Origin of the sequence: Thermoclostridium caenicola (assembly GCF_900142095.1) — a bacterium.
GTDB lineage: Bacteria > Bacillota > Clostridia > DSM-8532 > DSM-8532 > Thermoclostridium_A > Thermoclostridium_A caenicola.
In genome coordinates this window covers 1-24,544 of sequence record NZ_FQZP01000044.1, presented here as the reverse complement: position 1 = coordinate 24,544, position 24,544 = coordinate 1, and the positions used below count along the sequence as shown (strand labels likewise).

The 24,544-nt window shown below is 51.6% G+C and carries 21 protein-coding genes and 1 pseudogene; 13 read left to right on the top strand and 9 right to left on the bottom strand.

Going from position 1 to position 24,544, the window contains the following annotated elements:
• A partial coding sequence (locus F3H12_RS10465) for a transposase family protein (protein ID WP_149679270.1) occupies nucleotides 1–287 on the bottom strand: 287 nt, incomplete at its 3' end.
• Nucleotides 288–638: 351 nt separating this feature from the next.
• Here F3H12_RS10465 and F3H12_RS10460 point away from each other — a divergent pair.
• From F3H12_RS10460 to metF, 3 genes are all read left to right on the top strand, one after another.
• Nucleotides 639–1,133 (top strand): TspO/MBR family protein, encoded by a 495-nt coding sequence (locus F3H12_RS10460; protein WP_149679269.1) that lies wholly within the window; start codon nucleotides 639–641, stop codon nucleotides 1,131–1,133.
• A gap of 155 nt (nucleotides 1,134–1,288) precedes the next feature.
• A complete protein-coding gene (locus F3H12_RS10455) occupies nucleotides 1,289–2,200 on the top strand; it encodes an AEC family transporter (protein WP_149679268.1) in 912 nt (303 codons plus the stop codon).
• Nucleotides 2,201–2,216: 16 nt separating this feature from the next.
• Nucleotides 2,217–3,080 (top strand): methylenetetrahydrofolate reductase [NAD(P)H], encoded by an 864-nt coding sequence (gene metF, locus F3H12_RS10450; RefSeq protein ID WP_149679267.1) that lies wholly within the window; start codon nucleotides 2,217–2,219, stop codon nucleotides 3,078–3,080.
• A 137-nt stretch (nucleotides 3,081–3,217) separates the two neighbouring features.
• Here metF and F3H12_RS10445 read toward each other — a convergent pair whose 3' ends face one another.
• On the bottom strand, nucleotides 3,218–3,991 hold the full coding sequence (locus F3H12_RS10445) for an ECF transporter S component (protein ID WP_149679266.1): 774 nt from the start codon (nucleotides 3,989–3,991) through the stop codon (nucleotides 3,218–3,220).
• A 309-nt stretch (nucleotides 3,992–4,300) separates the two neighbouring features.
• Between F3H12_RS10445 and F3H12_RS10440 the strand changes: the two genes are divergently transcribed.
• The 3 genes from F3H12_RS10440 (at nucleotide 4,301) to asnS (ending at nucleotide 7,006) form a co-directional block, all read left to right on the top strand.
• Nucleotides 4,301–4,855, top strand: coding sequence for an HD domain-containing protein (locus F3H12_RS10440; protein WP_188118489.1), 555 nt, complete (start codon nucleotides 4,301–4,303; stop codon nucleotides 4,853–4,855).
• A 73-nt stretch (nucleotides 4,856–4,928) separates the two neighbouring features.
• The gene (locus tag F3H12_RS10435; RefSeq protein ID WP_149679264.1) at nucleotides 4,929–5,435 is read left to right on the top strand and encodes a shikimate kinase; all 507 of its coding nucleotides are present in this window, start codon (nucleotides 4,929–4,931) and stop codon (nucleotides 5,433–5,435) included.
• A 179-nt stretch (nucleotides 5,436–5,614) separates the two neighbouring features.
• A complete protein-coding gene (gene asnS, locus F3H12_RS10430; protein WP_149679263.1) occupies nucleotides 5,615–7,006 on the top strand; it encodes an asparagine--tRNA ligase in 1,392 nt (463 codons plus the stop codon).
• Nucleotides 7,007–7,519: 513 nt separating this feature from the next.
• Here asnS and F3H12_RS10425 read toward each other — a convergent pair.
• The 3 genes from F3H12_RS10425 to F3H12_RS10415 all read right to left on the bottom strand — a co-directional run bounded on the left by F3H12_RS10425 (nucleotide 7,520) and on the right by F3H12_RS10415 (nucleotide 10,204).
• Nucleotides 7,520–8,284, bottom strand: coding sequence for a type 1 glutamine amidotransferase (locus tag F3H12_RS10425; RefSeq protein WP_149679262.1), 765 nt, complete (start codon nucleotides 8,282–8,284; stop codon nucleotides 7,520–7,522).
• Between the two features lie 16 nt (nucleotides 8,285–8,300).
• On the bottom strand, nucleotides 8,301–9,698 hold the full coding sequence (locus tag F3H12_RS10420) for a Mur ligase family protein (RefSeq protein WP_149679261.1): 1,398 nt from the start codon (nucleotides 9,696–9,698) through the stop codon (nucleotides 8,301–8,303).
• 68 nt (nucleotides 9,699–9,766) lie between these two features.
• A complete protein-coding gene (locus tag F3H12_RS10415; protein ID WP_149679260.1) occupies nucleotides 9,767–10,204 on the bottom strand; it encodes a response regulator in 438 nt (145 codons plus the stop codon).
• A gap of 167 nt (nucleotides 10,205–10,371) precedes the next feature.
• Here F3H12_RS10415 and polA point away from each other — a divergent pair, with 167 nt between their 5' ends.
• The 5 genes from polA to F3H12_RS10390 all read left to right on the top strand — a co-directional run bounded on the left by polA (nucleotide 10,372) and on the right by F3H12_RS10390 (nucleotide 20,666).
• Nucleotides 10,372–13,056: a DNA polymerase I gene (gene polA / locus F3H12_RS10410; protein WP_149679259.1), complete on the top strand. Its 2,685-nt coding sequence runs from the start codon at nucleotides 10,372–10,374 to the stop codon at nucleotides 13,054–13,056.
• A 239-nt stretch (nucleotides 13,057–13,295) separates the two neighbouring features.
• Nucleotides 13,296–13,892 carry a dephospho-CoA kinase gene (coaE, locus tag F3H12_RS10405; RefSeq protein WP_149679258.1) on the top strand — a complete coding sequence of 199 codons (597 nt, stop codon included), beginning with the start codon at nucleotides 13,296–13,298 and terminating at the stop codon, nucleotides 13,890–13,892.
• Between the two features lie 70 nt (nucleotides 13,893–13,962).
• On the top strand, nucleotides 13,963–15,579 hold the full coding sequence (locus F3H12_RS10400) for a vWA domain-containing protein (RefSeq protein ID WP_149679257.1): 1,617 nt from the start codon (nucleotides 13,963–13,965) through the stop codon (nucleotides 15,577–15,579).
• A 210-nt stretch (nucleotides 15,580–15,789) separates the two neighbouring features.
• Complete coding sequence (locus F3H12_RS10395; protein WP_149679256.1) at nucleotides 15,790–18,033, top strand: Ig-like domain-containing protein; 2,244 nt, start codon at nucleotides 15,790–15,792, stop codon at nucleotides 18,031–18,033.
• A 200-nt stretch (nucleotides 18,034–18,233) separates the two neighbouring features.
• On the top strand, nucleotides 18,234–20,666 hold the full coding sequence (locus F3H12_RS10390) for a PAS domain-containing sensor histidine kinase (protein WP_149679255.1): 2,433 nt from the start codon (nucleotides 18,234–18,236) through the stop codon (nucleotides 20,664–20,666).
• Between the two features lie 122 nt (nucleotides 20,667–20,788).
• On the opposite strand, the gene F3H12_RS10385 is transcribed toward F3H12_RS10390, so the two are convergent.
• The 3 genes and pseudogenes from F3H12_RS10385 to F3H12_RS10375 form a co-directional block, all read right to left on the bottom strand.
• Nucleotides 20,789–20,935 carry a type II toxin-antitoxin system antitoxin gene (locus tag F3H12_RS10385; protein ID WP_149679254.1) on the bottom strand — a complete coding sequence of 49 codons (147 nt, stop codon included), beginning with the start codon at nucleotides 20,933–20,935 and terminating at the stop codon, nucleotides 20,789–20,791.
• 27 nt (nucleotides 20,936–20,962) lie between these two features.
• Nucleotides 20,963–21,379, bottom strand: a pseudogene (locus F3H12_RS10380) (SPFH domain-containing protein); the annotation flags it as partial.
• Nucleotides 21,380–21,477: 98 nt separating this feature from the next.
• Nucleotides 21,478–22,644, bottom strand: coding sequence for an aldo/keto reductase (locus F3H12_RS10375; RefSeq protein ID WP_149679253.1), 1,167 nt, complete (start codon nucleotides 22,642–22,644; stop codon nucleotides 21,478–21,480).
• A 330-nt stretch (nucleotides 22,645–22,974) separates the two neighbouring features.
• On the opposite strand from F3H12_RS10375, the gene F3H12_RS10370 reads away from it, so the two are divergent.
• Nucleotides 22,975–23,292 (top strand): hypothetical protein, encoded by a 318-nt coding sequence (locus tag F3H12_RS10370; protein ID WP_149679252.1) that lies wholly within the window; start codon nucleotides 22,975–22,977, stop codon nucleotides 23,290–23,292.
• A 95-nt stretch (nucleotides 23,293–23,387) separates the two neighbouring features.
• Nucleotides 23,388–24,317: a class II fructose-1,6-bisphosphate aldolase gene (gene fba / locus F3H12_RS10365; RefSeq protein ID WP_149679251.1), complete on the top strand. Its 930-nt coding sequence runs from the start codon at nucleotides 23,388–23,390 to the stop codon at nucleotides 24,315–24,317.
• 116 nt (nucleotides 24,318–24,433) lie between these two features.
• On the opposite strand, the gene F3H12_RS10360 is transcribed toward fba, so the two are convergent.
• The coding region (locus tag F3H12_RS10360; protein WP_149677403.1) for a transposase at nucleotides 24,434–24,544 on the bottom strand (111 nt) is incomplete at its 5' end.

Below are 24,544 nucleotides of genomic sequence, written 5' to 3'. Positions count from 1 at the left end.
CTTGGCAGGAAAGGTACCTCTTCATAAAACCTTTTATTGCATGAAGGACATACATAGCGTCGTTTCCGCAGATGTATGAAAGTATAGCTTCCAAATGAAGATATATCCTTAATTCGTTGTTCTCTGTAATCGTGAATCTTTTCCGTAATCCGACCACAGCGGGGACACTTATGGGCTTTTCGCTTCATTTTCATATGAATGTGGAACTGATTGTCCTTTCTTTCTGCGAAGGTAACGGTTACATCTTCAAATCCAATAAATTCTCGCATATAATCTTTGTAGAGCATGGTTGATTCTCCTTTAAAATGTTGGATTGGGTAACTTCATTTTACTAGAGAATTCACTCCATGCTCTCTTTGTTTGCAAAAAAAATGTTGGAGTTCCGAAGTGTTCTGTCCCTCGGCACCCCAACATTTATTATAGAACCTTTTATTTTCGTGCGTCCGGCGAAGCTGGACCGCACCAGTCGGTGAAACTGGTGTATGTGCGGGGCGGCAATCAGCCTCACCGACCTACTTTATCAAGCGTGGGCGGAAGGCAGATGCGATATGCGATAAAGGCCGTCCGTGCAGTTTCCGGCGTATTCTCCGGAAACTGCAGCATATATTGTATCGGGAAGCCCGGCTGTCTGGGGGGCGATGACCATCAGAAAATGGGTGATGGATGACGAGCTGAAAGACAGCTGCATGCTGTTGGCCAGCGTGTCAATAAGTCTTCTTACCGGTTTTGCAGGCGCATGGCTTGCGCCCGGGATGAGGCAGACCTATGAAATGCTGGCAAAACCGGTCCTGGCGCCGCCAGGATGGGTTTTCGGTCCGGTATGGATATTCCTGTACATTCTGATGGGGATTGCAGCATACAAGGTGTTCCTGGCAGGCTGGAACAGGAAGGAAGTACGGGATGCCCTTTTCTATTATGGTGCCCAGTTTGTTTTCAACTTCATGTGGTCCATCCTTTTTTTCCGCTTCGCCCTGGTCGAGGTAGCCCTGCTGGATGCGATCATCCTGGCAGCCCTGGTTGTCATAACCACCATGAAATTCTCAAGAATCGATACGGTGGCCGGCTGGCTTATGGTTCCCTGCATGCTCTGGGTGATCTACGCCGCTGTTCTGAACTTTGCCTTTCTGGCGTGAAAATTCTGGGTTTGTCCTCATTGATGGTTTTTCCGGTGAAAACAGCAGACACTTCTGCCAACCTGTCCATTGCGCTATCGGGAACTATCGGTTAAACTGTTATTCATAGCCTTTTATCCGGGAAATCTAAACCGTGGAACTTTGGGGGTACATCCATGGATTTGACGCTGATCCTGAACCAGGTGCTCATACTGTTTATCATCATGCTGACCGGTTTTGCAGCCGGCAAGGCCGGAATTATTGATTCAACGGGCAGCAAAAAGCTCGGGGAAGTCATGCTCTTTGTCACTTCTCCCATGATGGTTTTCAAGTCTTTCTTCATATCCTTCTCAACCGAAAGGCTGATCAATATCTTATGGATCATGGGCATGGCTTCTTTCATGTTCCTGCTGTCCATTTTGCTCTCCAAACTTATTTACGGCAGATTCCCGGAGGACAAAGCACCCATATTGCGGTTTTGCGCCATTTTCTCCAATTGCGGCTATATGGGTCTGCCCGTCATGCATGCCCTGTATGGGGATGACGGTGTTTTCTATGGCTCCTTTTACATCGTGTGTTTTCATATCGTGCTGTGGACCTATGGCTACGTCATGTTCGGTGGCCAGGGAACCAAAAGGCAGATTATCCGTAAAGTGTTCACCAACCCATCCATTGTTGCGGTTTATGTGGGCATGGTGGTCTTTCTCTTCGGCATTCCCATACCGGAGCCCATCGAAAGCGCCGTTGCGGCTGTGGGTAACATGACCATGCCGATATCCATGCTGATCATCGGCGCGGTGATCAGCTCTGCGAAACTGCGGGACATCGTCTCAGACTGGCGGGTTTACCTGTCCGCTTCTGTGCGGCTGGTTCTGATGCCGCTGTTAGCCCTTGCCCTGACCAGGATTCCCGGAATACCCGACCTGCCTGCGGCGGTACTGGTAACTGCCCTGGCCATGCCTGCGGCTGCCAATACCACCGTGTTCGCCGAGATATTCAATAAGGATGCAGTATTTGCCTCGAAATGCGTATCGGTATCCACGCTGCTTTCCATAGCCACCATACCGCTTGTGGTAAGCCTGATATAGAAGGAGGTACATAAGCATGAAACTGTCCCAGTTGTTTGGGAAGAACAAGCAGACACTGGCCTTTGAAATCTTTCCGCCCAAACCGGAGGTTCCGATGGAAACCCTGTTTGAATCCATTCCGGGTTTCAAGGAACTGTCTCCCGATTATATCAGCGTGACATACGGGGCCGGCGGAAGCTCCAGGGGCAGAACGGTTGAAATCGCATCCAGGCTGAAAAACACCTATGGGATCGAAGCCATGGTCCACCTCACCTGTGTCGGACATACCATGGAGCAGATAGACGAAATACTGGACAGCCTTAAGCGGGAAAATATCGAAAATATCCTGGCCCTGAGAGGGGATCCACCTATCGATCAGCCTGATTTTGATTTCAGCAGGGGCGACTTCCGGCATGCCAATGAACTGATAGCCCATATCAGGAAGGTGGGGGACTTCTGCATTGCGGCCGCCGCTTACCTTGAGGGGCATGTGGACAGCAAAAGGCTGGATGAGGACAGAAGGTGGCTGAAGGAGAAGGTGGATGCCGGCGTGGATTTTTTGATCACCCAGCTGTTCTTTGATAACAGGCTGTACTTTGACTTCCTGGATCGCGCGGCACAGATCGGCATCAATTGCCCCATCGTGCCGGGGATTATGCCCATCTTCAACGCAAAGATCAAAACAATGACAGCCAGGAGCGGCTGCTCCATTCCTGCCAAACTGGTGCTCATGATCGACAAATACCAGGACAATCCGGAGGATCTGCGCAAGGCCGGTATCGAATATGCGGCAAAGCAGATCAGGGAACTTCTGGACGGCGGTGCCCCGGGCATTCATCTCTATACCATGAACAGGCTCAAATCCACCATCGAAATCCTGAAGGCGGCCGGATTGCGGTAATGGGTATTGCACGGGAAATGCCCATCAGAAATATTGACACAAACCAAAAAGGACATGATGCCATGTCCTTTTTTTCATATGCTGAAACTGGTTGACAACTGGGAAACTGCCAGATGCGGGTTATCCGGACAGTTCTATCAGGACTGACGGGCAATACCTGCCTTCCTGATGGCCGGAGCCAGGATGCCTGCCAGAAGAACGCCTCCGAAAAATTGCAGCAGGTTGGGCGGGATGCTGAAGGTTGCCGGAATCGGGCCGTACATAAAGGATTCCACGATGAAGTAGCCCATGACCATGCACATGCCGGCAGCAGTCATGCCGATGATGGCTTTTACCCCGAAGAAGTCGCTTCCGCTTTTTCTGGACAGGAACCAGGCAGCCACTGCCAGGACCAGTATGGATGCCGCAATGCCGAGAATCAGATACAGTGGAAGATTGCTGAGCTTGCTCTCCATGCCGGCAATGGCTTCCGCGTCCGCACCGGGTTCCAGCACCGCCTCAAGGATCTTGCCGGTGCCGCTGGCCCGGATGCTGGACTTCAGGTTGAGGATGGCACCGGCGCAAAATACGGCCCAAACCACCATGGAAGCGCCTACAGATGCCAAGGCGCCTTTTTTGCTGCGGCTGTTCAGGATGAATCCCATGCATAAAGCCATCAGGGATTTGATGACCAGGGTCGGGATAGCGTAGTGCACATATCCGCCCATAAGATCAGCCAGCATGGAGCCCACGCCCGAAGCAAAGGCGCCATAGTATGGTCCCAGGATCATTACCGAGAGATAGATCATGCTGTCACCCAGATGGATGTATCCGGAGGTATAAGGAACGGGTACCTTGATAAAATAAGTCAGGCAGAGGACAAGTGCGGTCATCAGTCCGGTCAGAACATATTTCCGCGTATTGTTCACCATGGCTATATGACCTCCATTTTCAAATTCGGATAACCTGCAGCAATGCCTGATGAAGTCAAAGGATGAGCCGATGGAAGCGCTTCATTTTTTTTGTATACCATATTAACCGGTAAAACCATAAAAAACCATAAGAAAATTGTATGAAGAAATTGCGATTTTACGCAGGAATATTGGACATTTTGTATACTTGTTTGTGGCGCAAAAAGGGAACTATAATCGTATAAGGGTCAGTATCGGCTCATGCACATTGTCTCCAGAGTTAAGCGACAGCAATCATCTGTTTGCTGTAGTTCGGAAGGTTGTGATTTTTTGCTGGCAGACTACATCAGGGAATATGTCAAAGGCGAATGTAGCAACTCCCCGCAGGGAAGGGAGTTTTACGAGAATCACCTCATCCTGGTAGCCCATTATGGCCTGAAGTTGGCGATGGAAACAGGAGCGGATCCGGAAATTGTGGAACTGGCAGCTTACCTTCACGATTTCTCCTTTGTCATGGACGAAAAGGATCTGAACCATCATGAAGCCAGGGGGGTAGCCATTGCCGAAAAGCTGCTCAGGCAGTTCAATTATCCCCCGGACAGGCTGGAAAAGGTTAAACGCTGCATTCTGAACCATTCTTCACTCATTCATGCAAGCGGGGGCTCTCCTGAAGAAGCGTGCCTGGCCAATGCCGATATCATGTCCCTGATTGCCAGACCGGATTACTGGATAAGATTCAGCGCCATTGCCAACCAGGCGAATGGCAGCAGCGACTGGTATTATGAGCAGATTGCAAAAAGCTGGCCCTTATTGATGGCTTCCGCCAGGGCAATGGTAGCAGACAAGTTCGATGAACTGAAAAAAAAGGTCCCCCTTGCCGTCTGACGAGGCTGTACCCCGGGTAACGCATTGGAAAAAGGATGCCATGAAATGCGATAAATCATGCGGTGGTAAAAATATGGGCAATATTGTCCTCATCGGAATGCCCGGAGCAGGTAAGAGCACAGTGGGCGTCATACTGGCAAAAACCCTGGGCATGGACTTTGTGGATACCGATCTGGAAATCCAGCGGATCCATGGGAGGCTGCTGCAGGATATTATTGATAACGACGGGATAGAAAGCTTTTTGCGGGCAGAGGAAGAAGCCGTCCTCCAGGTTTCCCGTAACCGGGCTGTTATTGCAACGGGCGGAAGCGTGGTATACAGCAGCAAGGCCATGGCTCATCTGAAAAAGGATGCCGTTATCATATACCTGAAGGTGGAACTGGATACCCTCCGAAAGCGGATCAGAAACATGGCCACCCGCGGGATCGCCATGGGCAGGGACCAGACCCTTGAAGATATCTACAAGCAAAGAACTCCCCTTTACGAAAAATATGCCGATATCATTGTTGATTGCAGCAACAGGGATGCGGAGGGCGTCGTTGCGTTGATCCGCCGCAGCCTGAACCGGTTCGGACCGTAAACAGATTCTTTCTCAAGTTGCGGGATTGGCCTTCCCTTTGGACATTGGGTCTGGTACAATCCAAATGGGGTTTGTTTCAGGCGGCCGGTTTTTTTGTGCCGACCCGCGCGGTTTTATGGGGCGCCATGCCCGGAAAGTCCGTGTTTATTCGATATACTGGCTGAAATGGAGTGATATTCATGGAAAGAATCGAAATCAGCAAACTGAACCAGACGTATGCGCGGCTTGTGGGAGAGGAAGTCGCCGTATGCGGTTGGGTGAAGACCTTGCGCGACTCCAAGAATTTTGGATTTATTGAACTTAATGACGGCTCCTGCTTTTCCAATCTGCAGGTGGTCTTTGATGATAAACTGGACAATTTCTCTGAGATACGCAAACTGAATGTGGGAAGCGCTCTCAGGGTGCAGGGGAAAGTGGTGGAAACGCCCCAGGCGAAGCAGCCCTATGAAATCCATGCCACCCAAATCGTCGTGGAAGGGGCCTCGGTGCCGGAGTACCCGTTGCAGAAAAAGCGGCACAGTTTTGAGTACCTGAGGACCATTGCCCACCTGCGGCCGAGAACCAACACTTTCTCGGCGGTGTTCCGCATTCGCTCGGTGCTGGCCCACGCCATCCACAAGTTCTTCCAGGACAGAGGATTTGTCTATGTCCACACGCCTATTATCACCACCAGCGACTGCGAAGGAGCCGGTGCCATGTTCCAGGTGACCACCCTTGATCTGGTGAACCCGCCCAAAACCCCGTCGGGAGAGATCGATTATGCCGAGGATTTCTTCGGCAAGCGCACCAGCCTGACGGTGAGCGGACAGCTGGCTGTTGAGCCTTACTGCCTGGCTTTTGGCAAGGTCTACACCTTCGGTCCCACATTCCGTGCCGAAAACAGCAATACCACGCGCCATGCGGCAGAGTTCTGGATGATTGAACCCGAAATCGCCTTTGCCGATCTGAATGATGACATGAAGCTGGCGGAGGAAATGATCCGCTACATTATCGGCGATGTCATGGACAGATGCAAGGACGAGATGGATTTCCTGAACAAGTTTGTGGACAATGAGCTGTATGAAAGGCTCAATAAAGTGCTGAATTCCGAGTTTGGCTGCATTACCTATACAGAGGCCATCGATTTGCTGAAAAAGAGCGGTCAGAACTTCCAGTTCCCCGTTGAATGGGGCTGCGATCTGCAGACCGAGCATGAGCGGTACCTGACAGAGCAGCTGATGAAGAAGCCCCTGTTTGTCATAAACTATCCCAAGGAGATCAAGGCGTTTTACATGCGCATCAATGATGATAACCGGACCGTGGCGGCCATGGATCTCCTGGTGCCGGGAATCGGGGAGATCATCGGCGGCAGCCAGAGAGAGGACCGGTACGATGTCCTGGAGAACAGGATCAAAGAATTGGGCCTCAATATGGAGGAATACCAGTGGTATCTGGATATGCGGCGCTTCGGCGGCGCTCCGCATGCGGGATTCGGGCTCGGCTTCGAACGCATGATGATGTATATCACGGGTATGCAGAACATCCGCGATGTCATTCCCTATCCCAGGACGGTCAACAACGCAGAATTCTGAGATTACAGAGGGAGCGAAGCACAGCATTCGCTCCCTTTTTGCATTCTTCGTGGGCTGCCATGGAAGTAACTGGGATTGCTTCGTCGCTTGCTCCTCGCAATGACAAAAGAGACATGACCAGCGGGGTCAAACCTGAGGTGTCATTGCGAGCAGAACGGAGTGGAGCGTGGCAATCTCGGGAGCCCGTTAAGCCCGGTCGTTGTGCTGCCATGGAAGTAATTGGGATTGCTTCGTCGCTTCGTTCCTCGCAATGACATAAGAGAGATGGTTAGCAGGGTCCATCCCAGGATGTCATTGCGAGCTCCGCGGAAGCGGGGCGTGGTAATCTCATAACACCCTCGAAGCCATACCTGTAATGCCATTGTAAGCGCAGTGTGGCAATTTTCATAAGACCGTAGAGCGCAACTGCTTCAGTACACCTGAACCAATTGAAAAAGCCGCGCCAGGTCTGAAATGGTCTGATGCGGCTTTGTTGATTCAGAAATTGCTTAAAAACTGAGGCAGCTCACGCCTTTATCGGCCGGAACCCTGTTTGCCCGTCAAACGCCTGATCATGGCTTCTCTTGCGGCCGCCTCAAGGCTGTCGTCCAACGGCGGCAGCGCTTCAAAATCGGTATAGCGGTTCTTAAGGGCCAGCGTGATCAGATGGTCGGCAAGGGCAGGATTCTTGGGCAGGAGGCTGCCATGGGAATAGGTGCAATAAGTATTCTTGTAAACGGCGCCTTCAAAGCCGTCCTCCCCATTGTTGCCGAAGCCGGCAATCACTTTCCCCATGGGCCTGACGCCGGGCCCCATCCAGGTTTTGCCCGAATGGTTTTCAAACCCAACAACCAGGCCGTCAAAACCGTCCTTTTTCAGAAAATCGCACTCAAAAACCAGATTGCCGATTAGCCTGTCATGGCTGCCGTGGGTCCACAGGTCCACAGCTCCGATGCATGCGATATCCTTACCGTCATGGGTCCGGTAATAGCGGCCCAGAAGCTGCATTCCACCGCAAACGGCAAGGATGACCTTTCCGGCTTCAACGGCTTCCTTTATGGCTTCACGCTTGCCTTTGAGCAGATCGTCCTGGATGATGGACTGCTCGTAATCCTGGCCGCCGCCGATAAAAAGGATGTCGCATTCATCAGGGCTGAACCGGTCGCCCAGGGATACCGGCCTGCTATGCACCCGGATACCGCGCCACTCACAGCGTTTGGTCAGGGCGATGATGTTTCCCCTGTCCCCGTAAAGATTCAGAAGATCCGGATATAGATGGCAGATGGTCAACTCATACATAAGCTCAATCCCTTTTCTACTTCCAGAATTCCTTCAGGCCGAACTGCTTTTTCAGAATCCTGCGGATGTCCAGCATGGCGGTATAGGTGGGAAGGATGCAGCAGGTCTCGCCGGCACCGGTTTCCTGCAAGGCCCGGGTGATAAGCTGCCGGTAATCCTTTTCCATCCGGATCCTGTCCGTGGATATACCGGCATATTTCAACCGCACCGCCATGTCTTCCGCCCGGATGCCCGATACATAGAAGTTCCGCACCCGCTCAGCCATGAGGGCCAGCACTTCAAAATCCACATCCCAGAGCCAGGATATGTCGGTGCCGTCGGCAAGCCTGTCGTTGATGGCAAAGGCCAGCACGAAGGGCTTTTCCTGGGTCAGAAGGTAGCGAAGAACCTGGTTGAAACCGGTGGGGTTCTTCACCAGAATCATTTTCAGTTCCTTGTCCTGGATGGCTATGGTCTCCATGCGTCCAAAGCCGCACTCAAACCCGGAGAGGGCTGCGGCGATCGCTTTCTCGTCCAGGCCAAGGGCCAGGCCGAAGGATGCGCCGGCCAGGGCATTGTAGATATTGTACAGGCCGGGCAAGGCCAGCTTGACGCTGATTCTCAGGTCCGGTCCGGAAATCTCCACGTGGGAGCCAAGGCTGTCATAGAAAAGGATGCCGCTGCACTCCACATGGGTGTGAGGCCTTTCATAGCCGCAGGAAGGACACCTGAAATGTCCCAGATGGCCGAAGGTGACCGAGGAATATTCATACCTGGACTTGCACTGGATGCAGAATGCGGCATCCGAGTTGATGCTGGCGCCGCTTTCCGGGTAAATGCCTTCCCCCATGCCAAAGTAAATGACCTTGTTGGGGGCATTCCTTCCCAGGGACGCGCAGAGGGAATCATCGGCATTCAGGATGAGCACGGCATCGGGTATCCTGCTGATGCCTTCCCGGACGTTATTGACCGTAGTGTGGAGTTCCCCGTAGCGATCCAGCTGATCGCGGAAGAAGTTGGTCACAATAACCGTTTCGGGCTTAAGCCGGGGCGCCAGGGTCCTGAAGGCTGCCTCGTCGGTCTCCAGAAGGGCATGGCTGAACCTGGGTCTGCCACCAAGGGTTAAAGCACTGATCAGCGTCGTTGTGATGCCGCTTGAAAGATTGGCGCCGGATTTATTGGTGATCACCTTCAGGCCTTTCTGTTCCATCATGCTTAGAACGATGCGGGAAGTGGTGGTTTTACCGTTGGTTCCGGTGATCATGGTTACACGGAACAGGCCGGCAAGATGATCCAGTATCTGCGGATACAGCTTCAGGGCAAGTTTCCCCGGAAGGCTTGTGCCGCCGCTTTTGAAGAGGCGCAATATAACAATGGCACATTTGGCTGTGATGACGGCTGCCCAGAACCTGAGCAGCTTAAACCTTTGCTTCATAAGAACTCCTTGATCCTTAAAGAATCGGACGCACTGCCCTCAACAAACCACAATAGGATAAGGACGGATTAATTTCCGTCCCTGTCCTTCTTCCTTCTTAATGTATCAAGCTCTTTCAAAGCGTTTCTGTAGCGTATGGCCGACCTGATTTTGTTGATAAGGATCATCTTGTTGATTTTATCCAGGGGCTTGAGGATATAATCGAAGACCTCGTACTCGGTAATGACCTTATGGATGATGTCCTCGGAATCCCGACTGGTGGTGACGATCACAGGAACCTTACCGTAGAAGCTCGTTTTTTTGAAGGCTTTCAGAAAGCTGAGGCCGTCCATGACCGGCATGACCAGATCCAGGACAATCACGTCAATATTTCTGCCCTCCAGCATGTCCAGGGCTTCCCGCCCGTTGAGGGCCGATATCAGGTTAAGGTGTTCATTGTAGAGGTAGTTTCTCAATACGGCGTTGTCAAGTGCATTGTCATCAATAACAAGTACTGTGTTAATCATTTCAATACCTCTTCCTGCCAATTCTACCGCTTCTTATTGTTTCCATTTTTATGGCATAAAACACTTAAATATTATACAATAATCAGTATAAGCGGACAAGATTATCACGCCGGGCTGCGGGAATCCCCAGGAATGGCAGCCGGCGGACGAGCAGGCCGGAGGAAATTATGAGTGGAAAACTGCTGATAGTAGACGGCAACAGCATCCTGAACCGAGCCTTTTATGCCTTCAAGGGTTCCGCGATGCTGTCAACCTCGGAAGGCATTCCCACCAATGCCGTTTACGGTTTTTTGAATATCCTGAACAAATACATTGAGGAGGAAAACCCCGATTATATTGGGGTTGCCTTTGACCTGAAAGCCAAGACTTTCCGGCATCTCATGAGCGAGGAATACAAGGCCACCAGGAAGGGCATGCCCCATGAACTGGCCAAACAGCTTCCCATCGCCAAGGACGTGCTGAAAGCCATGAAAATCGCCATCCTGGAGAAGGAAGGCCTGGAAGCCGACGATATCATCGGCATTTATTCCAGGATAGCCGAGGAAAAGGATATGGCTGTATCCATCCTTACAGGGGACAGGGATGCCCTGCAGCTGGTCAGTGACAGGACCACCGTGATCATCCCCTCTTCCAGCAAGGGAAAGACCGAGACCAACCGATACGATCCGGGCATGGTCAGGGAGAAATTCGGGGTGGAGCCCGTCGCGCTGATCGATGTGAAAGCCCTGATGGGCGACCAGTCGGACAATATCAGGGGTGTTCCCGGGATTGGGGAGAAGACGGCTATTCAGCTCATCCAGGAATATGGCACCATTGAAAACCTCTACGAGCACCTGGACGATATCCCGAAAGAGCGAATCAGGACGCTTCTGCGGGAGGGAAGGGAATCGGCCTTCCTGTCCAAAAAGCTGGCAACCATCATCAGGGAGGATGAAGGCCTGTCGGAGCTGGAGCCCCTGAAGCGGCAGGAAATGGACAGGGAAGCCCTGTACCGGCTGTTCCTGGAACTGGAGTTCAACAGCCTGATCAGGCGCATGGGTCTGGAACAGCCTGCCCGACAGGAAGCGGCGGAAACAGTGTCATACCCCATTGCCGAGGTAACATCCGAGGAAGAACTCAGGAAGATTGTTTCCCAACTGAACAGGAAAAAAGAGCTGGCTTTATATGCCATGATAGAGCAGACCGGACGGATTGGCGGTGTCATGACCGCCATCTGCATGGGATGGGAGGAACAGCTGTATTTTGTCAGGACCGGGGAGCGGATTGGAGAACCGGAACTGGCAAAGCTTTTATCCCCCATCTTTATGAACCGTGAGCTTAAGCTGATCTGTCATGATGTGAAACCCCTGTATACCTGGCTTCTCAGCTATGGTATGGACCTGGAATGCGAGCTGTTCGACCCCATGATCGCGGAGTACCTCCTGGATGCCCAGGCAGGCTCCTACAGCTTGGATCGGCTGGCCCAGCGGCATCTGAATCTTGCGCCGGATCTGCCGGAAGCCTTCAGGGGAACGGCCAAGCAGCGTTTTTCAGATCTATCCCGTGAAGAGCTCCTGTGCGCTTCGGGAAAGGTGACCTCGCTTCTCAAGCCCATTTATGAGAGGCAGAGCGAAAAGCTGGACAACAGCGAGATGCATTTCCTGTACCATGACGTGGAACTGCCGCTGGCCCTGGTGCTGGGCAGCATGGAGTATTATGGTTTCAGGGTGGACAAAGATGCCCTTGAGGAATACGGCGGAATGCTGGAGCGGCGTATCAAATCCCTGGAGCAGACCATTTACATGCTGGCCTGCGAGGAATTCAACATCAACTCCCCCAGGCAACTGGGCGTTATCCTGTTTGAGAAGCTGGGACTGAAGGCGGTCAAGAAGACTAAGACGGGCTATTCCACCGATGCGGAGGTCCTGGAGTCCCTGGCGGACAAGCATGAGATCATCCCCTGCATCCTGGAATACCGCCAGCTTACGAAGTTAAAGTCCACCTATGCGGAGGGACTGATAAAGGTTATCCATCCGGTAACCGGAAGGATCCATTCCAACTTCAACCAGACCGTGACGGCCACCGGCAGGATCAGCAGCACCGAGCCGAACCTTCAGAATATCCCTGTCCGTACCGAACTGGGACGGGAGATCCGAAAGGTCTTTATCCCGGAGGAAGGCTATGTCCTGGTGGATGCGGACTACTCCCAGATAGAGCTCCGGGTGCTGGCCCACATCACCGGGGATGAAACCCTGAAAACAGCTTTCCGGGATGGCGTGGACATCCACACCCTGACCGCATCCCAGGTCTTTAAGGTGCCCATGGATCAGGTCACACCCGACATGCGACGCAGCGCAAAGGCCGTCAACTTCGGTATTGTATACGGCATCAGCGATTTCAGCCTGGCAAAGGACATCAACGTCTCCAGGAAAGAGGCCGCACGCTATATCGAAGGATACCTGAATACCTATCCCAGGGTTAAGCAGTATATGGAGGATACGGTCCGGAACGGCCAGGAAAAGGGATATGTGGAGACCCTGTTCCACAGGATCAGGCATATCCCCGAGCTGAAGTCGTCCAACTTCGCTGTCCGTTCCTTCGGTAAAAGGGTTGCCATGAACACGCCCATCCAGGGCAGCGCGGCCGATATCATCAAGATCGCTATGGTCCGGGTCTGGCGGGAGCTGAAAAAGCGAAAGCTCAAATCACGCCTGATTTTGCAGGTGCATGACGAGCTCCTGGTGGAGACCTGGGAGGACGAACTGGATGAGGTCAAAGACATCGTGCGTGTTGGCATGGAAGAGGCGGTTGCCCTGTCGGTGCCGCTCACCGTGGACATCTCGGTAGGGCGCAACTGGTATGAAGCAAAGTGATCCAAGGGGACGGTCTTCCGGTCAAGTCCCGGCGATTGACACGCTACGCTAGCGTTGTGCTCGTAATAGCACTCGCCTAAGATAGGAGCCCGTAAGGTCAAGGCTGCATTGCGATAAGGCGCAAAACAGCCTGTGAGAATGGGAAAAGGCAGCCGTTTCAGCACAGCGGCCGGGCCTTACAGGCTCCTGTAGAGATATGCCGCAATGATATTTTTCTCAAAACCACAGGAGTGACGACCATGACAATCATCGGCGTGACCGGAGGTATCGGAGCGGGTAAATCAACCGTTTCGGCCATATTGAAGGAGATGGGGGCCGAGGTCATCGACGCGGACTGGCTTACAAGGATGGTGACCCAGCCGGGAGAATCGGCCTGGAAAGAAATCATTGCATGCTTTGGGCAGGATATCCTTCTGCCCGATCAGACCCTTGACAGGAAGAAACTGGCCGGTATTGTTTTCAACTCCGAAGAAAAGCGCAAAGAGCTGGAGAAGATCATCCATGGCCGGGTTATCCAGGAGATGAAAAAGCGGATCAACGACCTCAGTACATCGGGCTATGACGGGATAGTGGTCCTGGATGTCCCCATTCCGGTGCGCGAAGGGTTCCTGGATATTGTGGATACCGTCTGGGTGGTGGTATGCCCCGACGAGGAAAGGATCCGGCGTGTGATGGCCCGCAGCGGGATCGACCGGACGGATGCGGAAAGACGGATACGGTCACAGCTTTCCCAGGAAGAATACATCAGGCTGGCCGATGCGGTCATTGAGAACCACGGCGATCTGGCATCATTGAGGCAGAAGGTGCTAAGCCTTTTGCAGGATGCAAAGGCATAAGAGAAAAAAATGAACCACATGAAAATTCCTCCAGTCTAATATGGCAGAAAGATAAAAAGGAGGAATAGTCATGTTAAAGAGAAAAATAACTTCACTGATTCCAGTCCTTCTGATGATCGCGCTCCTGCTTGCATCCTGCGGTAAGGCGCAATATGCACCTGACATGGGGGCTGTCCCGTCGGCGGCGCCCAACAAGATGTCCAAGACAGAGTATCTGATTTCCGAAAGCGGCCCGGATAGCCTGAAGTATACAAACAGCAGCGGCTATGAAAGCATTTCAGACTTCAACACCGAAGAATACAACGCAATTGTGGAAAGAGGCTTTGTTTCGCCGCTGGCTGAGCCCATGTCAACCTTCTCCATCGATGTGGACACGGCTTCCTATGCCAATGTGAGAAGATTTCTCATGGACGGCTTCACCGTACCGCCTGACGCGGTGCGTATCGAAGAGATGATCAACTATTTCCGGTATGACTACCCCAATCCCGACGGAGACGTTCCGTTTTCAGTTACCACCGAAATCGGTCCCTGTCCCTGGAATGAGGAGAATAAACTGCTGTTGATCGGCCTTAAGGGCAGGGAGGTGGACATCAGGGATATACCGCCCTCCAATCTGGTCTTCCTGATTGATGTTTCCGGATCCATGCTGGATGCAAACAAACTGCCGCTGGTCAAGGAAGCCTTCCTCCTTCTCGTTGAAAACCTGCGGCCCATTGATCGCATATCCATTGTCACCTATGCGGGCAGTGAAAGTGTTGTGCTGAATGGTGCCACCGGTGAGGATAAGCTGGCCATCACACGGGCCATCCAGGACCTCGGGGCCGGCGGTTCCACCGCGGGGGCAAGGGGCATACTTACGGCCTACAAAATTGCGCAGGAGAACTTCATTGAAAACGGCAACAACCGTGTCATCCTGGCAACCGATGGTGATTTCAACGTGGGTGTGACCAGCGAGGGCGAGCTGACCCGTCTCATTGAGAAAGAGCGCGAGAAAGGCATTTACCTGTCCGTGCTCGGATTCGGTACCGGAAATATCAAGGATAACAAGATGGAGGCCCTGGCCGACCATGGCAACGGAAACTACGCCTATATTGACACCATCCTGGAAGCCAGAAAGGTACTGGTGGAGGAGATGGGCGGCACGCTGCTGACCATTGCCAAGGATGTGAAACTCCAGGTGGAATTCAACCCTGCCAAGGTGAAGGGATACCGTTTGATCGGCTATGAGAACAGAATGCTCAACAACGAGGACTTTGACGATGATACGAAAGATGCCGGCGAAATGGGAGCGGGCCACCGGGTGACGGCCCTGTACGAGATCATACCCGCTGACTCGACTGCTGAAGCTGCAAGTAACGGACTGAAATACCAGCAAACCCAGGTTGTGAAAAGCGATGAATGGCTGAGCATCAAGATTCGCTACAAGGAACCCGACCAGGATCAGAGCAATCTCTTAACCCTTGCGGTTGACGACTCCCATGAAAACGCCATTCCTTCGGAGTCCTTTACATTCGCATCAAGCGTTGCAGAATTCGGCATGCTCCTGAGGGATTCCAAGTACAAAGGCCAGGCCAGCTATGAAAACATTTACGGGAGACTTGCAGGCCTGCCTTCGGTGAAGTCCGATCCCTACAAGGCAGAATTCCTGCAGCTTGTGAAAATATGCATGGATCAGGAACTGCGATAAAGGGAGCAAGCGCCATCGAGTGGGGGGCGGAACGGCAGGGTCCGTTTCCGCTCCTTTCCTGTGTCATGAACGGTTCGGTTCATGAGATCTGAAGCCGGAAGGAATCGGGTTATCGCGGGCCCCCGGCTGACAAATTTTGAGGAAAATCTCTATATTCCTTCCGGCTGATATGATAGAATAGGTATAGATTTCAAGTAAAGGGGCGTACGAATGATGAGAATTGTCAAAAGATTTCCGGTTTTCGTGCTCGTTCTGGCCATTATACTGGCATCAGTCATTCCGTCAGTCGCTGAAACGGCGGAAAGAACCACCCAGGAAAAAGCGGTTGTATTGAGCAATCTGAAGATCATCAGCGGTGTCAACGGAGAGTTCTATCTGGACAATCCGCTCAGAAGGAATGAAGCGGTCACGTTCATTGTTCGCCTCATCGGAATGGGTGACCATGTCAACCAGAATAAGAGCCAATACAGCGATACCCCCTATTCCGATGTCCCCTCCAGCGAATGGTATGCGCCTTTTATCGGGTACTGCTACCAGAATGGCTTCATCACGGAATCATCCACGACTTTCAGACCCCTTGACTACATAACCGAGAAGGAATTCCTCAGCCTTGTCCTGATGGCCCTGGAGTACGAGGAGGGCGAGGACTTTACCCTTGATACGGCCTTCGACAAGGCAAGGGAGATCGGTTTGCTTACCCTTTCGGAATATATCAATCGCGCAAGCGCCAATCAGGCAGCAACCCGCGGCAGCGCCGTGGAGCTCATGTACAAGGCCCTTACCACGGAATGCCGCGATAACGACAGGATTCTTCTTCAGAAGATGATTGAAGCGGGCGTTGTAACCCGCCTGGAAGCCATGGCGATGGGGCTCATTGTCGATTCTGTCTTTACAGACATCGTCAGCGTGGAAGGCCTTGACCTGAACCGGATTCAGGTTACCATGAACGAGGCGGTGTCCTCGGTGGGCAGCGTTCTGATCTATTCTTCTGATGATGAGGATTCCCTCTCCTGCAGCGTGGATACCATCGAGGATGACATCATCGTTGTGGTCACCGAGCCGTTGGAGGCAGGGAAGGAGTATGTTCTCGAACTGCTGGATGTCAAGGACAGGCAGGGCAACATCACCAACAGGCTGACAAAGGCTTTTACGGGCTTTGAGACGTATGAGATAACTTCAGATTTCTTCCGCATCAGCAGGATCGAACCTGTGAACCAGAGAAGCCTGATGGTCTATTTCACGCATCCCCTTTCAATCAACAGCGAAATATGCCTGTATTATACCCTGACAAAGGATTATCAGGTGATTGCCGACGGCAGACAGGGCCGGATCCGGGCCGGTGTTCTGAATTCCGACAATAGGGGAGTGCTGCTGAGCCTGGACAGCGATCTGCTTAAGGACGGCGAAGTCTACACCCTTACCATTGACGGCGACATGGTGAGCGCCTATGGTGTCAGGCTGAATGATGGCGAAGGCGACAGCATGAAGTTTATTGCGAAGGCCGATACCGATGCCAGATTCGAGCTGGTCGAACTGGTGGCTGTCGACAAGAACACCCTGCTGCTCAACTTCAGCAAGGAGGTTAACCCGTTCCTGGCAAGGCAGATCTACAATTTCTATCTGACAGATGCCAAGGACAAGCCGGTTCCCATCAGCAGCACCACCGTCGATGCCAATGGACGGGCTGTCTATCTCGTGCTGGGCGAAGATCTGAGCAGGAACGGCACATATAACATGACCATCAACAACCTCAATGATATCACCAAGCAGGAATATATTACGGAGCAGGTCTATTCCTTTAAGGCGGATTATGGCTCGACCACCAAGTTCAGGCTGAACCGGGTGACCGTGCTGGATAACCAGACCATTGAACTGACCTTCAACAAACCGCTGGACAGCGCAACCGCCACCAACCCCGGCAATTACACCATCACCCGCAGCGGCGGTTCATCGGGCATTCGTCCGGCAAAGGTATTGTTTGAGTCAGGCGACCGGAACAAGGTGATCCTCTACCTGGATTCCGGCAGCAAGCTCCTGAAGCAGAACGAGTACATCCTCAGGATTGACGCGGGCGACGTGAAGGATTATCTCGGAAACGGCATTGAAAATACACGGGAGATGTTCTCCGGAACCGGAAGGGAGCGGGAACCCGTTCGAATTGAGAAAGCCGTGGCCATATCCACCGATGCGGTTAAACTGGAACTGTCGCAGGGAGTAAGTTTCACCGCTGAGAATCTGGTTCCGTCCAATTACATCCTGGAATACAGTTATAATTTCATCAATGTCAGAAAAGTTCCTGTCAGCGTGATCTATGGTGATGCAAAGACCCTGGTGCTCAAGTTTGACAAGCTGGAGTATGATATGCCATATACCCTGAAGGTGTCCGAACTCACAGATATCACAGGCAATGTGGTGAAGGGCCTTGAAGCAAGCTTCAGCCTTGAAGCCAGATAAAAGCATCGGATAATCATCCTGACTTCCAAAACTCGTGCATATACAAAGGCAGACTGTCGTAATGACAGTCTGTTTTGCTTTAATGATGAATAAATATGCAGGTGCCGGCGAATATGCTTGAAAATTCAGAGAAGTTGCTATAAACTATAAAATTAGTCATAAAAAATATTAGTATAAGCAGTCTCTAGAGGGTTTTACCTATGAAATACAGAATACCCGAAAAATACTCCGGATTTCATTCCTTTTTGACATGCCAGTCTTCTGTTATTACCGGAATAAACAAAGGATTTCTCAGACAAACAGGCTATTCGGAAAGCGAAATCATTAACAGGCATATCGATGATGTTTTGACGGGGTTGTTGCGCATACAGCATCATAAGGTGCAGAAAGTAAAAGCAAAGGGCATGGCCGAGTGCTTTCTTTTTACCAAGGCACTCCAGCCCAGAAAAGTCTGCATCCGGCTTGTGAACGAGGGGGATAGTGACCGCTCGGTCTATTATTTTATAGACAAGTCGGGCTCCTGCCTGAATGACTACCTCCTGACGCTGAAACAACTGAATGACACGGCCTGTGCGCTGTATGCCGTGCCTGAGCTGATCCTTCTGAAAGCGAGCCCCAAATACCTGGGATATTTGCCGGAACCGGCCAACAAAGCGGAGTACAGCATCGGGAAATCTGTGGGAAATATTTTCCCGGATTTCAAGGGCAGCGCACAGGAATTGGTATGGAACAGGGCGATAGGCAGCGGGAAGATCAAACATGTCAAAAAACGCAGGAAATTTTCTGAAAACCAGGTTACATATTGGGAAAGCTGTGTGATTCCGGTCTTTAAAAATCGTAAGGTCAGATATATTTACGAAGTGATAACCGATGTGACGGACCGGGATAAAAACAATCAGCCCATGACCGGACAGGCCCAATTGACAAAAGTCAAGCAGCTCAAGCTGGACATATTGGAAAGCATCCGCGTGGGATTCGTCATCCTGGATCAGGATTGGCGATTCGCCTATGTGAACCCGCAGGCTGCGCACTATCTGGGTTTGAAACCCGATAAACTCGTTGGCCGGTTGATATGGGATTGCTTGGAATGGCTGGACAAGACCGAAGTAGGCGGTTATCTCCGGCAGGCTCAAATGGAATGCCGCCCGATCAGTTTTGAGTTTCATTATCCGGATACCGATCAGTATTTCAATTGCAGTATTTATCCTGCCACCAGCGGTATGGCGATCTACTGGGTGGAGACCACAAAACACAAGCATACCGAAAGGGAGGCTATCAGAAACAAGAAAAAAGCCGATATCCTCTATGAAATGGCAGGTAAACTCCATGCCAGCAACATGCCCCTGCGCATCATCAAGAAGCTGTGCCTCAAGATCACGGATTTCTTGGGCTGCCAGCTTTTTATCAATTATATCGTGGATGAAAAGCGAAAGAAGCTGAGGATGAATGCCTGCTGGGGCCTGGATGACCAGATGAGGAAGGAACTGGAGTGGATCGATTACGGTCATACCCTGTGCGGCTGCGCTGCCAGGGACAGAACCAGGGTTGTGGTCGAAAACATCCAGCATTCAACCGATACGGAAACCGAATGGTACAGAACCGCAGGTATTCGGGCCTTTGCCTCGCATCCGCTGGTTGAAAAAGACCGGGTGGTGGGAACGCTTGCTTTTGGAAGCCGCACCAAGGATACTTTCAGCCGGGATGACCTTGCCCTGATGAAAGCGGTGGCCGATCTGACGGCGACAGCCATAAACCGGGTCAGGACCGAACGCAGGATGAAAGAGCAGCATCAGCTGATGCTGGAAGCTGAAAGGGAGCGCATAGCCGCTCTGAAACGGTATATCAAAATGAAGGACGAGTTTCTGTCCATCATCTCCCATGAGTTTAAAACGCCTCTGGCTGTTATTTTTTCCGCCATACAGACCATGGAGCATACCTGCGGCGACGAATTGTCGGAGAAGGCCAAGAGCTTCATCAGCAAGATCCGGCAGAATTCGCTCCGACAACTCAGGTTGGTCAATAACCTGCTGGATATCACGCGCCTCAATTCCGGCTGGCTTATCCCCAACTGGAGCAATGTGGATATCGTCAGGCTGACCCGGGCCATTACCCAATCGGTCGAGGTTTATGCCCGACAAAAAAACATAGCGCTGACCTTCCAGTCAAGGCTGAAACAGCGCGTCATCCAGATGGACCAGGAAAAATATGAACGCATTCTGCTGAACCTCCTGTCCAATGCGATCAAGTTTACGCCCGAGGGCAAGTCGGTAACGGTTCGCGTTTACATGACGAAGAAGTTCGGCAGCCGCATGGTGGGTATAGAAGTGAAGGATGAGGGCATGGGGATACCCCGTGAGAAAATGGATGCCATCTTTGAACGTTTTTTCCAGGTTGACAGTTCCTTCACAAGACAGGCTGAGGGGATTGGCATCGGGCTATGCCTGGCCCAGAAATTCACCGAATCCCTTGGTGGCAGAATGACCGCAAAGAGCAAGGTGGGTCAGGGCAGCTCCTTTTCGGTGTTTTTTCCCGACACGAAAAAGGAATGCAGCGATGCAGGGCCCGAAAACGTTCAGCAGGATTATAAACTGCTCCTGACTGCCAGCGTGGAGTTCTCGGATATGGTTTCCTGAAAACATCCGGCATTCATCCGAAGGCCGGCCCGGCGAGGGCGGAAAAATGAAGTAAAGCGCCATGAAGGCGCTTTACGAACCTATTCTCCGTTATTTCCGGCTTCTTTTTCCTTGGCTTTTCTTCACTGCTTGACGCACTCATGCAGCAGATACTCGATTTGCCCGTTAATGGATCTGAACTCATCTTCCGCCCAAGCCGCAAGTTCCTTCCACAAGGACGGTGACAGACGAAGGAGCACCTGTTTCTTTTTGCTATCCTTGTTTTCCAATGAAGACCATTCCCTTTCAAAGGACCGTCAGTATAATGATCCGGTGTTGACAATGGGCTGGGCGTCACGATTTCCGCAGAGCACGACCAAAAGGTTGCTGACCATCGCTGCTCTCCGCTCTTCATCCAGTTCGACCACGTTGTTCTCGCTCAGCTTGTTGAGTGCCATTTCCACCATTCCCACAGCACCTTCCACGATCATCTGTCTGGCATCGATGATGGCTGCAGCCTGCTGGCGCTGAAGCATGGCTGCCGCAATTTCCGGCGCGTAAGCCAGATGAGTGATGCGTGTCTCCAGTATCTCAAGACCGGCCATATCCACCTTGGCCTGCAACTCGGCCTTTATCCTGTCGGCAACCTCCTGGCTGCTTCCGCGGAGGGATTTCTCGGTATCATGGGGGGTATCGTAAGGATACAGCCTGACAATGTCGCGAAGGGCGGAATCAGTGAAGCCATCGGTCACATGACCCAATGGTGGTAACATCCGCAACAGGCATAAAAAAGTGCCGCCTGGTGCGGCACTTCATGGCTTTCGGTTTTCTGTCATTCGCCTGCCAGAGCGGCGTGGACCTTGGGCATCCATTCGCTGATGGTGATGTGCTGCGGGCACTTTTCCTCGCAAACCCGGCACCCGATGCACAGATTGGCCTTGGTGTCCTCATCGAAGAAATGCTTATAGGAGTTCCGGGGTGTCTGGATATCGTCATAAATCACGGTTTCATTATACAGTTCAAAGTTTCCGGGGATATCCACATTGTTGGGGCAGGGCATGCAATAGCGGCACTTGGTGCAGGGGATGGTGGCACGTCCCTCAAAGCAGGCACGGACCTTCGCAATGGTCTTCAAATCTTCCTCGCTGAGGGTACCAATTCCGGAACGGTTGGCAGATTCGATATTTTCCTTCACCTGCTGCATGGTGCTCATACCGCTGAGCACCACGGAAACCTCGGGCTGGTTCCAGAGCCACTGCAGGGCCCAGTCAGCGGGCGAACCCTTCCTGTCGGATGCTTCAAGAATATCCAGCACTTCCTTTGGCGGATTAGCCAGGCGGCCGCCCAGAAGAGGTTCCATAATGATGACGGCCAGTCCTTTGGAGGCCGCATATTTCAAGCCTTCCATGCCGGCCTGATTCTTGATGTCCATATAGTTGTACTGTATCTGACAGAAGTCCCATTTGTCGTAGTGATCCACGATCTCCTTGAAAGTGGTCAGATCGTCATGGAAGGAAAAACCGAAATATCTGATTTTTCCAGCTTTCTTTGCCGCTTCGCCTTTTTCGATGAGATGATGCTTGAGAACCCGATCGCGCCAGGTTTCCCCGGAGAGGCTGTGGAGCATGTAACAGTCGATGACATCTGTCTGGAGCTTTTCAAGCTGTTCGTCCAGGAGTCTGTCAAAATCCTCGGGCTTTTCCACAAGCCATACGGGAGACTTGGTAGCCAGGTATACCTTTTCCCTGTACCCGTCCTTTAAGGCTTTGCCGGTCACGATTTCACTGAATCCGCCGTGATAACCGTAAGCGGTGTCAATATAGTTCACGCCATGATCCACTGCATAGCGGATCATGCTGATGGCCTCGGACTCGATGATGTTATTGCTGAATCGGTCGCCTACCTTTTCCGATATCTTGTCATCGGTAGGCAATCGCATGGTTCCAAATCCCAGCGCTGAAACCTGAAAACCACACTGCCCGAATTTTCTGTACTGCATAAGCAAACCTCCCTGATCATTAAGATTGGAGCATGTACCCAGGTGCCTTCCATGAAAGCTCCGGGACGGTATCTGCTTGATTCTGCCTGTCAGGCTCTCGTGAAAAGCAATCCATTATTAAGCATAGCACGGCTTTTCCAGGCCGGCAACAGGCGATGAACCGATTCCGTTCAGGTCATTGCTGCCCCATTGCATCGCTAACTGTAAACCGGGTTTGGTATTATTGAATCATTTGCAAAAAATCGTGACGATATACTTGAACGAAAGACTTTGATGGTATAAACTGTTTAAGAGACTTGGCAATGTATGTGTACCGGAGGGACGACCTGAATGAAGCAGGCCATGTTTGAGCGGGATCTGTTGTATCCTACGGCAAAGCAAGACGAACCAGGCAGTGTGCATATTACCGTATTCCAGCCTGAAAAATCCGGCGGTCTGCCAATCCTGGTGGAAGCCAAAACCGTGCATAATCCGCTTGACTATATACCTGTAATTGTCAATCATATACAGTCCGACATTTTTGACCGGATATGCATTGATATCCGCAAAAGTGGCATTCTTTATTTTAAGGCGGATCAAAACAGGTATTGCAGGATACGCTTCCAGGGTCAGGACCAGTACAGTACCGAGTTTGTTGATAGCTTTTAGCCGTAACAGGCTTGATTTGTGCCGGTATTCTGGTAAAATAATGATGGCGTGATGTGAATTTTTTCACAAGTTTATATAACAAAGGAGATGAAACAATGCCACTGGTAAATACGACTGAGATGTTCAAGAAGGCTTATGAGGGCGGTTATGCCATTGGTGCCTTCAATGTCAACAACATGGAGATCGTACAGGGTATCACAGAAGCAGCAAAGGAGGTAAACGCTCCGCTCATTCTGCAGGTTTCAGCAGGTGCCCGCAAGTATGCGAACCATACCTACCTGATGAAGCTGATTGAAGCTGCCTTGATCGAAACCGATCTTCCGATTGCTGTTCACCTGGACCACGGTGACAGTTTTGAGCTTTGCAAGGCTTGTATCGATGGTGGTTTCACCTCTGTCATGATCGACGGATCCCACCTGCCCTTTGAAGAGAATATTGCCCTCACCAAAAAGGTTGTTGAGTATGCCCATGAGAGAGGCGTAACCGTTGAGGGCGAGCTGGGAAGGCTTGCAGGTATTGAGGATGCTGTAAACGTCAGCGAGGAAGACGCTTGCTTCACAAGGCCCGAAGAGGTTGAGGAATTCGTCAGCCGTACCGGCGTTGACTCCCTGGCCATTGCCATCGGAACCAGCCACGGCGCATACAAGTTCAAGGGTGAAGCCAAGCTGCGCTTCGACATCCTTGAGGAAGTTCAGAGAAGGCTCCCCGGTTTCCCCATCGTTCTGCACGGTGCATCCTCGGTTATTCCTGAGTATGTTGACCAGATCAACACATTCGGCGGCAAGATGCCTGGGGCCAAGGGCGTTCCCGAAGATATGCTGAGAAAGGCTGCTTCCATGGCCGTCTGCAAGATCAACATCGACTCGGACCTCCGCCTGGCCATGACCGCCACCATCCGCAAGGTGTTTGCTGAGAATCCTTCCGAGTTTGACCCGAGAAAGTATCTTGGTCCTGCCCGCGAAGAGATCAAGAAGCTGGTTAAGCATAAGCTGATTAATGTTCTGGGTTGTGCCGGAAAGGCATAATTCCGACTGGTTGTGGTTCTACGTCAATTGTTGGGGTGGAACTAGTAAAATGAAGTAGCTTATGCTTTGTTGGCAGATGATCAATTTTGGTCATCTGCCAATTTTGAATATAAGAGCTAAGCCATAACATGAAGTATCCTGTTTCTGAACCTTGTGAAATTTCTTATCCCATAGGCATTTCGTTTGATCACTTTAATCTTGTTGTTGACACCTTCCGTGAAACCATT

Coding starts and splice junctions, on each gene's coding strand:
- F3H12_RS10390 (WP_149679255.1), top strand. CDS start 18,234: ATGAAATACAGAATACCCGAAAAATACTCCGGATTTCATTCCTTTTTG.
- coaE (WP_149679258.1), top strand. CDS start 13,296: ATGACAATCATCGGCGTGACCGGAGGTATCGGAGCGGGTAAATCAACC.
- polA (WP_149679259.1), top strand. CDS start 10,372: ATGAGTGGAAAACTGCTGATAGTAGACGGCAACAGCATCCTGAACCGA.
- F3H12_RS10445 (WP_149679266.1), bottom strand. CDS start 3,991: ATGGTGAACAATACGCGGAAATATGTTCTGACCGGACTGATGACCGCA.
- F3H12_RS10460 (WP_149679269.1), top strand. CDS start 639: ATGACCATCAGAAAATGGGTGATGGATGACGAGCTGAAAGACAGCTGC.
- F3H12_RS10425 (WP_149679262.1), bottom strand. CDS start 8,284: ATGTATGAGTTGACCATCTGCCATCTATATCCGGATCTTCTGAATCTT.
- F3H12_RS10415 (WP_149679260.1), bottom strand. CDS start 10,204: ATGATTAACACAGTACTTGTTATTGATGACAATGCACTTGACAACGCC.
- F3H12_RS10400 (WP_149679257.1), top strand. CDS start 13,963: ATGTTAAAGAGAAAAATAACTTCACTGATTCCAGTCCTTCTGATGATC.
- F3H12_RS10395 (WP_149679256.1), top strand. CDS start 15,790: ATGATGAGAATTGTCAAAAGATTTCCGGTTTTCGTGCTCGTTCTGGCC.
- F3H12_RS10370 (WP_149679252.1), top strand. CDS start 22,975: ATGAAGCAGGCCATGTTTGAGCGGGATCTGTTGTATCCTACGGCAAAG.
- metF (WP_149679267.1), top strand. CDS start 2,217: ATGAAACTGTCCCAGTTGTTTGGGAAGAACAAGCAGACACTGGCCTTT.
- F3H12_RS10435 (WP_149679264.1), top strand. CDS start 4,929: ATGGGCAATATTGTCCTCATCGGAATGCCCGGAGCAGGTAAGAGCACA.
- F3H12_RS10420 (WP_149679261.1), bottom strand. CDS start 9,698: ATGAAGCAAAGGTTTAAGCTGCTCAGGTTCTGGGCAGCCGTCATCACA.
- F3H12_RS10455 (WP_149679268.1), top strand. CDS start 1,289: ATGGATTTGACGCTGATCCTGAACCAGGTGCTCATACTGTTTATCATC.
- F3H12_RS10375 (WP_149679253.1), bottom strand. CDS start 22,644: ATGCAGTACAGAAAATTCGGGCAGTGTGGTTTTCAGGTTTCAGCGCTG.
- asnS (WP_149679263.1), top strand. CDS start 5,615: ATGGAAAGAATCGAAATCAGCAAACTGAACCAGACGTATGCGCGGCTT.
- fba (WP_149679251.1), top strand. CDS start 23,388: ATGCCACTGGTAAATACGACTGAGATGTTCAAGAAGGCTTATGAGGGC.